This window comes from Streptomyces sp. NPDC046931 (assembly GCF_040644655.1).
Taxonomy (GTDB): Bacteria; Actinomycetota; Actinomycetes; order Streptomycetales; family Streptomycetaceae; genus Streptomyces.
This window is the reverse complement of record NZ_JBEYWX010000001.1, coordinates 509,351-522,681: the sequence shown is the minus strand read 5'-3', so window position 1 is coordinate 522,681 and position 13,331 is coordinate 509,351. Positions and strand designations below refer to the sequence as shown.

Sequence of the window (13,331 nt, the reverse complement as noted above, 5' to 3'; positions counted from 1 at the left end):
CGCAGCGCGCTCGAAGGTGGGTGGGGCCGGTGGTCCGCAGACCGGTGGCAGGGATCGTGGCGGTGGTCCTCTTCGTGGAGGCGTTCGGCATCGGGCTGCTGAACTGGTTCCTCGGCATGGTCGTGGACCGGCAGAAGATGTCACTGGCGGGGCTCGACCCGGATGCGATGGCCATGTCGTCGAAGGCGGGCGGCGTCGTCTTCGGCCTCTACTTCGCGCTGTGCGCGCTCGCCGCCCTGCTGGTGGCCGTGCGCGACCGCTCCCCGTCGGGCTTCTGGCGCATCCTGCTGATCAGCGCCGCGGTGGTGCATGCCCTGCTCGGCGCCTTCACGGTCGGTCTGGTCGGTTGGGAAGCGTTCGCCTTCCTGATGGTGGTGTTCGGGCTGATACTTCTCACCCTGATGACGTACGACCGTCAGGAGGGCCAGGTTGGCCCCCGGCCCGTGCAGGGCGACCCCGGAGGCGCCGGGAGCGCTCCAGGAGTGGCCCGTGAGGCCGGCGAGGCAGGAGAGGCGAGGGGGGCGGCGGAGCAGGGGGGAGTGCCGGAGGGCGGCGGCCCCGCACCCGTCACTCCGTGACGCCCGCGTCCGGCCCGGGGCCGGGCGACGGGCGGTCGCTCACCTCTCCTCAGCCCACAACTCGGTGATGCTCACGCCCAGTTCCGCCAGCAGCCGGCGGACCAGAGGCAGCGAGATGCCGATGACGTTGCCGTGGTTGCCGTCGATACCGTCGATGAAGGGCGCCGAGCGGCCGTCCAGGGTGAACGCACCCGCCACATAGAGCGGTTCGCCGGAGGCGACGTAGGCGGCGATCTCCTCGTCCGTCGGCTCGCCGAAGCGGACCACGGTGGACGCCGTGGCGGACGCGTACCGGCCGCTGATCGTGTCGTAGATGCAGTGGCCGGTCTGCAGGGTGCCCGCCCGGCCGCGCATCGACTTCCAGCGGGCCGTCGCCTCATCCGCGTCCGCCGGCTTGCCGAGGGCCTCGCCGTCCATGTCGAGCACCGAGTCGCAGCCGATCACCAGCGCGCCCTTCACCTCGGGCTTCGCCGCGACGACGGATGCCTTGGCCTCGGCCAGCGCGAGCGCGAGTTCCGCGGGGGTGGGTGCGGTGACGGCGTCCTCGTCGACCCCGCTGACTATGACCTCGGGGTCGAGGCCGGCCTGCCGGAGCAGCCCGAGGCGGGCGGGGGACTGGGACGCGAGTACCAAGCGGCGGCGGGACTGATCGGTCATGCGCTCAGCGTATCGGCGCGCTTCACCTGATGCCGATGACGATCATTGCCAGCAGGCTGGCCAGCGCCATCAGGACCCCGAGTCGCCGCAACATCTCCTGCATGTCGCGCAGTTCCTTCGGCGGCTCGTTCTCGGGGTCGGACCACAGCATGCCTTCGATCGTGCGGCCGGGCGCGTCCCGGCGCCTGAGTACGCGTACTCAACTTCGCCGTGCGGCCGGCCGGAGCCCTGGGCTCGCCTCGGGCCCGGCCATCGTGGGGCCCCCGGGAACGGGGCGCCCGGACCGGCTCGGGGAGGCCGGAGCGGTGCGGAGGGCGGCGATCGGTCGGCCGGCGTTTCTGCGGCCGACGGGACGGCTGGACCGGCCGCCGGTCCACTCGCTCGCCGGCGGGATCGAGAGTCCGTACCGGCCCCCGGCGCGCGGATCGGCCATGGCGCGTCGGATCCACGTGAACCTCCGGGCCCCTCGACCGAGTGCCGGGCGACTCGGCCGCCGGGGGCATGCGTCTGTCCCGTGTGGGCTTGGCGGCCTGGTGCCGCGTCGGGTGGCCTGCGGCCGGTTGCGGCCGGTCCGGGGCCCGAGCGCGAGGCAACCGTTCGCCGGGGCGGCCGACGGTGTGCCGGGCGACCCGCCGGTGGCTGCCCGGGCCGGGGGCGGGTCGTGCCGCCGGCCGGTGGCCCCGCCCGGGTCCGGCCCGGGCGGGGCGATGAGTGGCTAGCCCGGCCAGTACGTGCGGCTCCACGCCGTCCGGCTCGGCTGGGGCAGTCGGTGGGTGGCGATGCGGGCCGGGTCGGCCCAGGAGTCCCTGTCCCGCGCCACGCCGGGCGGTATGGAGGCCGCCGCCGCGGCGCGGGCTCGGACCACCGCCAGTGCGGCGGCCAGCTCCTCCGGGGTCGGATTGCCCCGTACGACCTTGATCGTCATGTCCGCTCCCACGGGTCCGGGGGTTTACAGGGGGATGTTGCCGTGCTTCTTCGGGGGCAGCGATTCCCGCTTGGTGCGCAGCTGACGCAGCGCCCGCACGACATGGCGGCGGGTGTCGGACGGCATGATCACCGCGTCGATGTAGCCCCGCTCGGCCGCGACGTAGGGGTTGAGGAGGGTGTCCTCGTACTCCCGGATCAGCCGGGCGCGGGTCGCCTCACCCTCTCCTGACTCCTCCGCCTCGGCGATGGTGCGGCGGTGCAGGATGTTGACCGCGCCCTGCGCGCCCATCACCGCGATCTGGGCGGTCGGCCAGGCCAGATTCACATCCGCGCCCAGGTGCTTGGAGCCCATGACGTCGTACGCCCCGCCGAACGCCTTGCGGGTGATCACCGTGATCAGCGGGACGGTCGCCTCGGCGTAGGCGTAGATCAGCTTGGCGCCGCGGCGGATGATGCCGGTGTGCTCCTGGTCGACGCCGGGCAGGAACCCGGGCACGTCGACAAAGGTGATCACGGGCACGTTGAAGGCGTCGCAGGTGCGCACGAAGCGGGCCGCCTTCTCGCTCGCGTCGATGTCGAGGCAGCCGGCGAACTGCATCGGCTGGTTGGCGACGATGCCCACCGGGCGGCCCTCGACCCGGCCGAAGCCGGTGACGATGTTCGGCGCGAACAGCGGCTGTGTCTCGAGGAACTCGGCGTCGTCCAGGATGTGCTCGATCACCGAGTGCATGTCGTACGGCTGGTTGGCGCTGTCCGGGACCAGCACGTCCAGTTCGCGGTCCTCGTCGGTGACCGACAGGTCCGCGTCCTCCGGGAAGGCCGGGGGCTCGGACAGGTTGTTGGACGGCAGGTACGACAGCAGCTGCTTGACGTACTCGATCGCGTCCTTCTCGTCCCCGGCCATGTGGTGCGCCACGCCGGAGGCCGTGTTGTGGGTGCGGGCGCCGCCCAGCTCCTCGAAGCCGACGTCCTCGCCGGTGACCGTCTTGATGACGTCCGGGCCGGTGATGAACATGTGCGAGGTCTGGTCGACCATCACCGTGAAGTCGGTGATCGCGGGGGAGTAGACCGCGCCGCCCGCACAGGGGCCGACGACCAGGCTGATCTGCGGGATCACTCCGGAGGCGTGGGTGTTGCGGCGGAAGATCTCGCCGTACGCGCCCAGCGACGCGACGCCCTCCTGGATGCGGGCGCCGCCGGAGTCGTTGATCCCGATGACCGGGCAGCCGGTCTTGAGGGCGAAGTCCATGACCTTGACGATCTTCTGGCCGTAGACCTCGCCCAGGGCCCCGCCGAAGACCGTGAAGTCCTGGGAGAACACCGCGACGGGCCGGCCGTCCACGGTGCCGTATCCGGTCACGACGCCGTCTCCGTACGGGCGGTTCTTGTCCAGCCCGAAGTTGGTCGAGCGGTGCCGGGCGAACTCGTCCAACTCGACGAACGAGTCCTCGTCCAGCAACAGCTCGATCCGCTCACGGGCCGTCAGCTTGCCCTTGGCGTGCTGTTTTTCGACGGCGCGCTCCGAGCCGGCGTGCGTCGCCTCCTGGACACGGCGCTGTAGGTCCGCCAGCTTGCCCGCGGTGGTGTGAATGTCGATCTCTTCCGGCTCGGACATCGGGATGCGGCTCCCTGCCTGCTCTATGGGGACGTGAGGGTGAGGTGCAACGAGAATGCTCAGAAGAACGAACGGTTACTCATCCGTAGCGTAGTGGGGGTGCCCACTGATCAGCAGTGCGGCGTTTACCACACCTAGGGTGGCTTGCATGATGCCGCGAGATGCCTCAGACGAGAACGATCGCCGGAACGACGCCGCGGGCGGCGGCGGCCGCTGGTCCGACCTGGAACGGCCGCCCCTGAACGCCGCCGCGCTGCGCCACGCGATGGTGCGCGAGGGCGGCCTGTGGTCCGGGATCGACGTGGTGCAGCGCACCGGGTCCACCAACAGCGACCTTGTGGCCCTCGCCGCGGCCGGCCGGGCCGCCGAGGGCGCCGTCCTGGTCGCCGAGGAGCAGAACGCGGGGCGCGGACGGCTGGACCGCACCTGGACGGCCCCGGCCCGCTCGGGCCTGTTCTTCTCCGTCCTGCTCCGGCCCGCCGGCGTGCCGATCGCCCGCTGGGGCTGGCTGCCGCTGCTCGCCGGGGTCGCCGTCGCGACGGGGCTCTCCCGGGCCGCGGGCGTCGACACGGCACTCAAGTGGCCCAACGACCTGCTGGTCACCGTGGGTGAACAGGAGCGCAAGGCGGGAGGAATCCTCGCGGAGCGCGCGGGCGAGGACGGGGTCGTCGTGGGTGTCGGCATCAATGTCACGCTCCGGGAGGACGAGCTGCCGGTGCCCACCGCGGGCTCCCTGGCCCTCGCGGGCGCCCGCACCACGGACCGCGACCCGCTGCTGCGGGCGGTGCTGCGCTCGCTGGAGGACTGGTACGGCCGGTGGCGCGCGGCCGACGGCGACCCGGCGGTCTGCGGCCTTCAGGAGACGTACGCGGCCGGGAGCGCCACGCTGGGTCGCCTCGTCCGCGCGGAACTGCCGGGCGACCGGTCCATCACCGGCGAGGCGGTGGCGATCGACGGTGACGGCCGGCTGGTGCTCGCGACACAGGACGGGGTGCAGGAACCCGTGGGGGCCGGAGACATCGTGCACCTTCGGCTTGCGTGAGCGAGGGGACGTGGTGTTCTTGCGGCCCGCCTGAGCGGGGGCACGTCGTGCACCATTGGCCCCGGTGAGCACGCCCATGCCCCTGTCGTCGGCCGCTCCTGAAGGAGTGAGCTACCGCACACCTGCCGTAGAGTTGACCGCGGTCGATACCTGACCGTGGCCAGATCGGAAGGGCAGCACGCGTGACCGTCGACGACACGGGCTCGGGCACGGGCGTACACCCCGCCCCCGACGGTGAACCGGGGCGGGACGCTCACGCCGAGCCCGAGGAGAACCCCCTCGCGCTCCGCCTGGAGCAGCTCATCCTGGGGGCCGAGCGCCGGTACACCCCCTTCCAGGCGGCCCGTAGTGCGGGCGTCTCCATGGAGCTGGCGTCCCGCTTCTGGCGGGCGATGGGCTTCGCGGACATAGGGCAGGCCAAGGCCCTCACGGAGGCGGACGTTCTGGCCCTGCGCCGCCTGGCCGGTCTGGTCGAGGCGGGACTGCTGAGCGAGGCGATGGCGGTGCAGGTGGCCCGTTCCACCGGGCAGACCACCGCCCGGCTGGCCGAGTGGCAGATCGACTCCTTCCTTGAGGGCCTCACGGAGCCTCCCGAGCCCGGCATGACCCGTACCGAGGTCACGTATCCCCTGGTCGAGCTGCTCCTGCCGGAGCTGGAGGAGTTCCTCATCTATGTCTGGCGGCGCCAGCTCGCCGCCGCGACCGGCCGGGTCGTCCAGGCCGCCGACGACGAGGAGATGGTGGACCGCCGGCTCGCCGTCGGTTTCGCGGACCTCGTCGGCTTCACGCGTCTGACGCGCCGCATGGAGGAGGAGGAACTCGGCGAACTCGTCGAGGCGTTCGAGACGACCGCGGCCGACCTGGTCGCCGCGCACGGCGGCCGCCTCATCAAGACGCTGGGCGACGAGGTGCTGTACGCGGCGGACGACGCCGGTACGGCCGCGGAGATCGCCCTTCGCCTCATCGAGACGATGGCCAACGACGAGACGATGCCGGAACTGCGCGTGGGCATCGCCTTCGGCACGGTGACCACCCGGATGGGCGATGTGTTCGGTACGACGGTGAACCTGGCCAGCCGGCTCACCTCCATAGCGCCGCGGGACGCGGTTCTGGTCGACGGCGCGTTCGCGGAGGAGCTGATCCGCACGGCAGAGGCCCCCGCCTCCGAGACGGAGGCCGCCGAGGCCGCGGCGACCGCGGAGAAGGAGGGCAAGGAGCCGCCCTCGTACCGTTTCGCGCTCCAGCCGATGTGGCAGCGTCCGGTGCGTGGCCTCGGAGTGATCGAGCCGTGGCTGCTGACGCGGCGGGACGGGATGCCGTAGGAGGGCGCCGTCGGGCGCTCAGCCGCCCAGTACGGGCAGCCCGTTGACGCACAGCCCCACGGTCGGGACGCACAGGCCCGGAGGATTCGGGGCGGGCGCGGGCGTCTGCGTGGGGGCGGTCGTGGAGGGGGCGGGCCGCGGGGCGGTGGGTGCCGGGGCAGCCGGGGATCCGTGCGTACCGGAGGCCGTCGGCGTCGACGGAGCCTCGGGAATGCCGGTCGAGGGGTCTAGGGCGCGGGAGGCCGGGGAGGACGGCGCGCCGGAGGGGCGCGTGGCCGGCGTCGCGGCCGGGCTCGCGCCCGCCGCCCGTATGACGGCGGTGGTGGACGGGCGGTCCGCGCTTCCGGATGGCACGGCTCCGGCCGTTCCGACCGTGGCCGCCGTGTCGGTGGCGTCGATGCGGGGCGCGGCCTCGGCGGTCCCGCCCCCGCCCGTGACCGTCTCCGGAGCGAGGCGTACGAGGCTCAGGGCCCCGGCGGCGAGCGCGAACCCGCCTACCGCGAGGGCCACCCGCCGGGGACGCGGCTTACGGTGCCGGCCCGCGGGACGGAACCAGAGGGGGCCCGTGGCTCCGTGCGCGGTGGTCGTGGTCTCGCCGGTGGCCGTGTCCGTCGTCATGCTCGTCCCTCCCCGGGCTGCCCGCACTTCCCCCGATGCGCTCTGGCGGTGGGCAGGTTATGTGCCGATTGGGGGGAGGCGGGGCCGAGAAGGGCCGAATGTCACTCGAAAGGGGACGGGGGTGGGCTGTGAGGGCGTGGGTGGCCGTGTTCTGCGGAGGATCATGGCGGCTTTCGCGGGGACGCTTCGGCTGCGATGATCGGACGGTCGATAGTTAACCCGCGTTAACCGGGAGGGTGTCATGGCGGAGCAGGCGGACGAGCGGCGGTTCGGCGAGTACGTCGTCGTACGGCGGCACGCGTACGTCGCGGAGCTGGCGCTGGACCGGCCCAAGGCGATGAACGCGGTGTCCACCGAGATGGCGCGCTCGATCGCCGAGGCCTGCGAGCACCTGGCCGCCGACCGGGACGCCCGGGTGACCGTGCTGACCTCGACGCACGAGCGGGCGTTCTGCGTGGGTGCGGACCTGAAGGAGCGGAACTCCTTCACGGACGCCGATCTGGTGCGCCAGCGCCCCGTCGCCCGGGCCGCGTACACCGGGGTCCTGGAGCTGCCGATGCCGACGATCGCCGCGGTACACGGGTTCGCACTGGGCGGTGGCTTCGAGCTGGCGCTGTCCTGCGACCTGATCGTGGCGGACGGCACGGCGGTGGTCGGGCTGCCCGAGGTGTCCGTCGGGGTGATCCCGGGCGGCGGCGGCACCCAGCTGCTGCCCCGCCGGGTGGGCGCGGCCCGCGCGGCGGAGCTGATCTTCACCGCGCGGCGGCTCCAGGCGGTCGAGGCGCGGGGGCTCGGGCTGATCGACGAGCTGGTCGCGGAGGGCCGGGACCGTGAGGAGGCGCTCGCTCTCGGGGCCCGTATCGCCGCGAACTCCCCGGTGGGGCTGCGGGCCGCGAAGCGTGCCCTGCGGCTGGGCCACGGCCTCGATCTGCGGGCCGGACTCGAGGTCGAGGACGCGGCATGGCGCTCGGTGGCGTTCTCGGGCGACCGCGCGGAGGGGGTGGCCGCCTTCAACGAGAAGCGCAGCCCCCAGTGGCCGGGCGAGTAGCCCCGGACGGGGCGGGGGCCGCACTCCGGCGGGCGGGCGCTTGGCCTTCAGCCGGCGAGGCGGGCGCCCCGTGACGGCGGTGAACGGTCCCGTCGCGGCGGGGCGTGTGGTCCCCGGGGATGCCGACCCCTGATCGCCGCACCGATGTCTCATGTGGTGCTGATCGTCCCTAGCCTGGAGTCGTGGTCGAGGACAGCCGGCTGAAGGCCGTGGTGGCGCTGGCGCAGGGGATGGCTGCGGCGCACACTCCGCCGGAGACCTGGCGGGCCGCCGCACTGGGGGCGTGCCGGGCGCTCGCCGGGAGCTTCGCCGCGCTCTCCGTATGGGAGCGCGAGGGCGGACGGCTGCGGGTCCTCGTGAACGTCGGGGACCGCGCGCCCGACGAGGAGGAGTTCCCCGAGGGTGAGACGTACCCGGTGCACCAGTTCCCGGAGATCACCGAGTTCCTGCACGAGCGCTGGGCGGGCGGCGGCGGTCCGAGTGCCTGGGTGGAAACCGTGCGGGGGCCCGCCGAGGGGCACGCCGGATACTCCCACCAGCGGGTCTCCGCACTGCGCCGCCGCGGCCGTGGCTGCTGTGTCGTCGCGCCCGTCCTGCTGCACGGCCGTGCCTGGGGCGAGTTGTATGTCGCCCGCGCGGCCGACGCGCCCCTCTTCGACCGTTCCGACGCCGATTTCGCCACGGTCCTCGCCTCCGTCGTCGCCGCGGGCCTCGCCCAGTCCGAGCGCCTGGAGGAGGCCCGCAGGCTCGCCTTCACCGACGCGCTCACCGGCCTGGCCAACCGCCGTGCCGTCGATGTGCGCCTGGAGGAGGCGATCGAACGGCACCGCGGCGACGGGGAGGCGGTCTCGCTCGTCATCTGCGACCTGAACGGGCTCAAGCGGGTCAACGACACCCGAGGACACGCCGCGGGCGACCGGCTCCTGGAACGCTTCGGATCGGTCCTCTCGCTGTGCGGGGCCATGCTGCCGGGCGCCCTCGTCGCCCGCCTCGGCGGGGACGAGTTCTGTCTGCTCGCGGTCGGCCCGCCGGCCGACGAGGTGGTCCGGATCGCGGACGAAGTGTGCCGGCGCGCCGCGGAGTTGGAGATGGGCGACGGCGTCGCCTGTGGGGTCGCCTCCACGGAGGATCCGATCGGTCCGGTCCGCTCGGCCCGCCGGCTGTTCCGGCTCGCGGACGCGGCGCAGTACCGTGCCAAGGCGCTGGGTGCCACGAAGCCCGTGGTCGCGGGCCGCGAGGGGCCCGACGACCCGGTCGTACGGCTGGCCGACGCACCGCCTCCCGCGGCGGGGGAGCGCCGCCGTATCCGCGGCCGTCGCTGACGGCCGGCTCCGGGCGGCGGTAAGGGGCCCACCCGCTACCCACTTGTGACACCACTCGCGGCACCACCCTAGTGACATCCCGGAATTCACTGCGTACGCTCCTGAATATGGATATGCACACTGTGGTGGTGGGGACGTCCGGGCTGACCGCATCCGACGTGCTCGCCGTGGCGCGGGCGGATGCCAGGGTCGAGATCTCGCAGGAGGCCCGCGCGGCCCTGGCGGCGGCCCGCGAGATCGTGGACGCGCTGGCGGCGAAGCCGGATCCGGTCTACGGCGTCAGCACCGGCTTCGGCGCCCTGGCGACCCGGCACATCGGCCAGGAGCTGCGCACCCAGCTCCAGCGCAACATCGTCCGCTCGCACGCGGCCGGGATGGGCCCGCGGGTGGAGCGGGAGGTCGTCCGCGCTCTGATGTTCCTCCGGCTGAAGACCGTCTGCTCCGGTCACACCGGTGTGCGCCCCGAGGTCGCCCAGACCATGGCGGACCTCCTCAACGCCGGCATCACCCCGGTCGTCCACGAGTACGGCTCGCTCGGCTGCTCCGGCGACCTGGCTCCCCTCTCCCACTGTGCGCTGACGCTGATGGGCGAGGGTGAGGCCGAGGGCCCCGACGGCGTCGTACGCCCCGCTGCCGAACTCCTCGCCGAGCACGGCATCACCCCCGTCGAGCTGCGCGAGAAGGAGGGCCTCGCGCTCCTCAACGGCACCGACGGCATGCTCGGCATGCTGATCATGGCTCTGGCGGACCTGGAGACGCTGTACAAGTCGGCCGACGTCACGGCGGCGCTCTCGCTGGAGGCCCTGCTCGGCACGGACAAGGTGCTCGCGCCGGAACTGCACGCCATCCGCCCGCACCCCGGGCAGGGCGCCTCGGCCGCCAACATGCTGGCGGTGCTGAAGGATTCCGGCCTGACGGGCCACCACCAGGACGACGCGCCGCGCGTCCAGGACGCCTACTCGGTGCGGTGCGCCCCGCAGGTCGCGGGCGCCGGCCGGGACACGCTGGCGCACGCCCGTCTGGTCGCCGAGCGGGAGTTGGCGTCGGCGGTGGACAACCCGGTGGTCCTGCCCGACGGGCGCGTGGAATCGAACGGAAACTTCCACGGTGCACCGGTGGCGTATGTGCTTGACTTCCTGGCGATCGCGGCGGCGGACCTGGCGTCGATCGCGGAGCGCCGCACCGACCGCCTGCTGGACAAGAACCGGTCGCACGGCCTGCCGCCGTTCCTCGCGGACGACGCGGGCGTCGACTCCGGTCTGATGATCGCCCAGTACACGCAGGCGGCGCTGGTGAGCGAGATGAAGCGCCTGGCCGTGCCGGCCTCCGCTGACTCGATCCCGTCCTCCGCGATGCAGGAGGACCATGTCTCGATGGGCTGGTCGGCGGCGCGCAAGCTGCGCACGACCGTGGACAACCTGACCCGGGTGCTGGCGATCGAGCTGTACGCGGCGAGCCGGGCCGTCGAGCTGCGCGAGGGCCTGACCCCGGCCCCCGCCAGCCGGGCGGCGATCGCGGCGCTGCGCGCGGCGGGCGCCGAGGGCCCGGGCCCGGACCGCTTCCTGGCCCCGGACCTCGCGGCGGCGGACGCCTTCGTACGGTCGGGGCGGCTCCTGGCGGCCGTGGAGAATGTCACCGGGCCGCTGGCGTAAGGGCCAGGGTCCTCAGGGCCGCCGCCACCCCGTGGCGGCGGCCCTTCGCACGCCTCGCCTCCGTCAGCAGACCTCCATGCGCTCCCTGCGCACCGAGTAGGTCACGAAGCCCGCGCCCAGGCACAGGAAGAGGGCGCCGCCCACCACGTACGGCGTGGTGTCCACGCTTCCGGTGTCGGCGAGTTGGGTCTGAGTCGCCGTACCGTCCGTCGCCGTACCGTCCGCCGACGTGGCCGTCTGTGCGAAGCCGGTGTCCGTCGCGTCGGTCGTCGTCGCGTTTCTCGTGGTGCTCTCTTCCGCGGACGTCCGGGTGGACACCGCCGTCTGCCGGGCCGGCGCCTCGGGTGTCGCGTTGGCGGAGGGGACGAACCACAGGGCGCCCAGCAGCGTTCCCGCCGCGGTGGCGGTCAGCAAGGTCCGGCGTGCGGTGGACGACGATCGACGTGCGGCGGACACGGAATACCGATCCCCCCTGGGACGTTGCGAATTGGCCGTGTGCGGCGATGCTAGTGAAAGTCGCGGGTCGTGGGAAAGTCGCGGCCCCCGCACGCCGTACGCTCCCGTCATGAGCACTTCTGAGACATCACGGTTTGTCCGGCTTCGAGTGGAAATGGTTGTCGAGGTTCGCGACCCCGGCGCCGTCACCAAGGACGCGTTGCGCCGTGTCGCGGAGGACACGGACATGCCCGAGGGCGAGCGCGCCTACACCGAGAGCGCGGTGACGGAGGATCCCGCCGAGGCGCTCGCTTATCTCATCGACCCGGCCGAGCTGCTCGGCCGGGTGTCGGGGGTCGAGCTCGCCCAGGCGTCCTGGAGCAGCGAGCAGATCGACTACGACCCGGATTCCCCCGACTGGGTCCTCGACGACGATGACGAGGCGGAGAGGGACGGGTACTGACGAGGGGGCCGGACTCGGCCGAGGTGCTTTGGGGCAATCGTGACCCCGGGTGGTAGCCGTCGCCCGGGGTCGCGTCGTCTCAAGTGGAGTTCCGCCACGACCGCGCGACATGACGACGACGGTGTGACCCGCGCAACGGGGTGACTCTTCAGGCGCCCGTGGGGAAGACGTGGTGTGGCCCACACCTCGGCCGGATGTGGAACGGGGCGTACCGGCCGTAGCGTTGAAGCTTCTTGCGGGGGCTGGTAGGGGCTTTTGGGGATTCGGCAACGATGGAGAAGCGTGTGATGACGGACAGTAAGCGGCGCAAGGGTCTGGTGACCGCGTCCGCACTGCTCGGCGGAGTGCTGATGCTCACCGCGTGCAGCGGGGGCAACAAGGCGGACGGTGGCGGCGGGGGTGACTCCACCTCCCAGGCCAAGGTCGACGAGGCGGCCGCCCAGAAGACCTCCGAGGCACAGATCAAGATCACGCCGGCTGACGGCTCCGACAACGCCTCCATCAACAACGCGGCCAAGGTGACGGTCGCCAAGGGTGTCCTGAGCGACGTCACCATGACCACCGCGTCCGGCACGCCCGTCGCGGGTCAGATATCCGCCGACAAGAAGAGCTGGGCGCCCAGCGGCCAGCTGGAGCGGGCGACGACGTACAAGATCGCCGCGACGGCCAAGGACTCCGCGGGCCGCGAGGCCCATGAGAACGCCTCGTTCACGACCGTGGCGCCGGCCCACTCCTTCATAGGCAACTTCACGCCGGAGAGCGGCTCCACCGTCGGCGTCGGCATGCCGGTCTCGATCAATTTCGACAAGGCCATCACCAACAAGGCCGCCGTGCAGAAGGGCATCACCGTCACCTCCAGCAGCGGGCAGGAGGTCGTCGGGCACTGGTTCGGCGCCAACCGGCTCGACTTCCGTCCCGAGCAGTACTGGAAGGAAGGCTCCACCGTCACGATGAAGCTCAACCTCGACGGCGTCGAGGGCACGAGCGGCGTGTACGGCGTGCAGCAGAAGACGGTCACCTTCAAGATCGGCCGCAACCAGGTCTCCTACGTCGACGCGAAGACCAAGCAGATGAAGGTCACGCAGGACGGCAAGACCGTCAAGACCATCCCGATCTCCGCCGGCGCGCCCGACCACACCACGTACCAGGGCCAGATGGTGATATCCGAGAAGTTCACCCAGACCCGGATGAACGGCGCGACGGTCGGCTTCAAGGACTCCGACGGCAAGGGCGAGTACGACATCAAGGACGTGCCGCACGCCATGCGCCTGACCACGTCCGGCACCTTCATCCACGGCAACTACTGGGGCTCGCCCTCCGTCTTCGGCAGCGTCAACACCAGCCACGGCTGCGTCGGCCTCCAGGACAAGAAGGGCGCCAATGACCCGGGCACGCCCGCCGCGTGGTTCTACGGCAACTCGATCGTCGGTGATGTCGTGGTCGTCTCGAACACCGGTGACAAGACCGTCTCCCCGGACAACGGCCTCAACGGCTGGAACATGAGCTGGGCCGCGTGGAAGGCGGGCTCGGCCGTCTGACCCGCCGGACGCCGGCACACCCCACCCGATGCCGCCGACCGCCCCTCCCGGGCAGTCGGCGGCATCGCCGTTCCGCCGGGCCCGCACGCGGATTGCCGGGCGCGCACGGCCCGG

General features: G+C 72.4%; 14 protein-coding genes. 8 read left to right on the top strand and 6 right to left on the bottom strand.

Going from position 1 to position 13,331, the window contains the following annotated elements:
* The first annotated feature begins 29 nt into the window (after positions 1–29).
* Complete coding sequence (locus ABZ876_RS02365; RefSeq protein WP_361773014.1) at positions 30–578, top strand: hypothetical protein; 549 nt, start codon at positions 30–32, stop codon at positions 576–578.
* Between the two features lie 39 nt (positions 579–617).
* Here ABZ876_RS02365 and ABZ876_RS02360 read toward each other — a convergent pair whose 3' ends face one another.
* From ABZ876_RS02360 to ABZ876_RS02345, 4 genes are all read right to left on the bottom strand, one after another.
* Entirely contained in the window at positions 618–1,235 is a 618-nt protein-coding gene (locus ABZ876_RS02360; RefSeq protein ID WP_361773011.1) for a nucleoside triphosphate pyrophosphatase, read from the bottom strand.
* Positions 1,236–1,257: 22 nt separating this feature from the next.
* Positions 1,258–1,386, bottom strand: coding sequence for a hypothetical protein (locus ABZ876_RS02355; RefSeq protein ID WP_361773008.1), 129 nt, complete (start codon positions 1,384–1,386; stop codon positions 1,258–1,260).
* 564 nt (positions 1,387–1,950) lie between these two features.
* Positions 1,951–2,160, bottom strand: a complete 210-nt coding sequence (locus ABZ876_RS02350) for an acyl-CoA carboxylase epsilon subunit (RefSeq protein ID WP_361773005.1) — start codon at positions 2,158–2,160, stop codon at positions 1,951–1,953.
* Between the two features lie 24 nt (positions 2,161–2,184).
* Positions 2,185–3,777, bottom strand: coding sequence for an acyl-CoA carboxylase subunit beta (locus ABZ876_RS02345; RefSeq protein ID WP_361773002.1), 1,593 nt, complete (start codon positions 3,775–3,777; stop codon positions 2,185–2,187).
* A 148-nt stretch (positions 3,778–3,925) separates the two neighbouring features.
* Here ABZ876_RS02345 and ABZ876_RS02340 point away from each other — a divergent pair, with 148 nt between their 5' ends.
* The gene (locus tag ABZ876_RS02340; RefSeq protein ID WP_361772999.1) at positions 3,926–4,819 is read left to right on the top strand and encodes a biotin--[acetyl-CoA-carboxylase] ligase; all 894 of its coding nucleotides are present in this window, start codon (positions 3,926–3,928) and stop codon (positions 4,817–4,819) included.
* Positions 4,820–5,001: 182 nt separating this feature from the next.
* The gene (locus ABZ876_RS02335) at positions 5,002–6,141 is read left to right on the top strand and encodes an adenylate/guanylate cyclase domain-containing protein (protein ID WP_361772996.1); all 1,140 of its coding nucleotides are present in this window, start codon (positions 5,002–5,004) and stop codon (positions 6,139–6,141) included.
* Positions 6,142–6,159: 18 nt separating this feature from the next.
* On the opposite strand, the gene ABZ876_RS02330 is transcribed toward ABZ876_RS02335, so the two are convergent.
* Positions 6,160–6,759: a hypothetical protein gene (locus ABZ876_RS02330; RefSeq protein WP_361772993.1), complete on the bottom strand. Its 600-nt coding sequence runs from the start codon at positions 6,757–6,759 to the stop codon at positions 6,160–6,162.
* A gap of 241 nt (positions 6,760–7,000) precedes the next feature.
* On the opposite strand from ABZ876_RS02330, the gene ABZ876_RS02325 reads away from it, so the two are divergent.
* From ABZ876_RS02325 to hutH, 3 genes are all read left to right on the top strand, one after another.
* Complete coding sequence (locus ABZ876_RS02325) at positions 7,001–7,807, top strand: enoyl-CoA hydratase-related protein (RefSeq protein WP_361772990.1); 807 nt, start codon at positions 7,001–7,003, stop codon at positions 7,805–7,807.
* 182 nt (positions 7,808–7,989) lie between these two features.
* Positions 7,990–9,129: a sensor domain-containing diguanylate cyclase gene (locus ABZ876_RS02320; protein ID WP_361772987.1), complete on the top strand. Its 1,140-nt coding sequence runs from the start codon at positions 7,990–7,992 to the stop codon at positions 9,127–9,129.
* A 113-nt stretch (positions 9,130–9,242) separates the two neighbouring features.
* The gene (gene hutH / locus ABZ876_RS02315; RefSeq protein ID WP_361773888.1) at positions 9,243–10,781 is read left to right on the top strand and encodes a histidine ammonia-lyase; all 1,539 of its coding nucleotides are present in this window, start codon (positions 9,243–9,245) and stop codon (positions 10,779–10,781) included.
* Between the two features lie 63 nt (positions 10,782–10,844).
* On the opposite strand, the gene ABZ876_RS02310 is transcribed toward hutH, so the two are convergent.
* A complete protein-coding gene (locus ABZ876_RS02310) occupies positions 10,845–11,237 on the bottom strand; it encodes a hypothetical protein (RefSeq protein ID WP_361772984.1) in 393 nt (130 codons plus the stop codon).
* 109 nt (positions 11,238–11,346) lie between these two features.
* On the opposite strand from ABZ876_RS02310, the gene ABZ876_RS02305 reads away from it, so the two are divergent.
* Both ABZ876_RS02305 and ABZ876_RS02300 read left to right on the top strand, forming a co-directional pair.
* A complete protein-coding gene (locus tag ABZ876_RS02305) occupies positions 11,347–11,679 on the top strand; it encodes a hypothetical protein (protein WP_361772981.1) in 333 nt (110 codons plus the stop codon).
* A 287-nt stretch (positions 11,680–11,966) separates the two neighbouring features.
* The gene (locus tag ABZ876_RS02300; protein WP_361772978.1) at positions 11,967–13,217 is read left to right on the top strand and encodes an Ig-like domain-containing protein; all 1,251 of its coding nucleotides are present in this window, start codon (positions 11,967–11,969) and stop codon (positions 13,215–13,217) included.
* Positions 13,218–13,331: the final 114 nt, after the last annotated feature.

Bases quoted from the DNA above. Each gene is read 5' to 3' on its own strand.
- ABZ876_RS02350 (WP_361773005.1), bottom strand. From the start codon at position 2,160: ATGACGATCAAGGTCGTACGGGGCAATCCGACCCCGGAGGAGCTGGCC.
- ABZ876_RS02340 (WP_361772999.1), top strand. From the start codon at position 3,926: ATGATGCCGCGAGATGCCTCAGACGAGAACGATCGCCGGAACGACGCC.
- ABZ876_RS02305 (WP_361772981.1), top strand. From the start codon at position 11,347: ATGAGCACTTCTGAGACATCACGGTTTGTCCGGCTTCGAGTGGAAATG.
- ABZ876_RS02355 (WP_361773008.1), bottom strand. From the start codon at position 1,386: ATGCTGTGGTCCGACCCCGAGAACGAGCCGCCGAAGGAACTGCGCGAC.
- ABZ876_RS02330 (WP_361772993.1), bottom strand. From the start codon at position 6,759: ATGACGACGGACACGGCCACCGGCGAGACCACGACCACCGCGCACGGA.
- ABZ876_RS02360 (WP_361773011.1), bottom strand. From the start codon at position 1,235: ATGACCGATCAGTCCCGCCGCCGCTTGGTACTCGCGTCCCAGTCCCCC.
- hutH (WP_361773888.1), top strand. From the start codon at position 9,243: ATGCACACTGTGGTGGTGGGGACGTCCGGGCTGACCGCATCCGACGTG.
- ABZ876_RS02325 (WP_361772990.1), top strand. From the start codon at position 7,001: ATGGCGGAGCAGGCGGACGAGCGGCGGTTCGGCGAGTACGTCGTCGTA.
- ABZ876_RS02345 (WP_361773002.1), bottom strand. From the start codon at position 3,777: ATGTCCGAGCCGGAAGAGATCGACATTCACACCACCGCGGGCAAGCTG.
- ABZ876_RS02300 (WP_361772978.1), top strand. From the start codon at position 11,967: ATGACGGACAGTAAGCGGCGCAAGGGTCTGGTGACCGCGTCCGCACTG.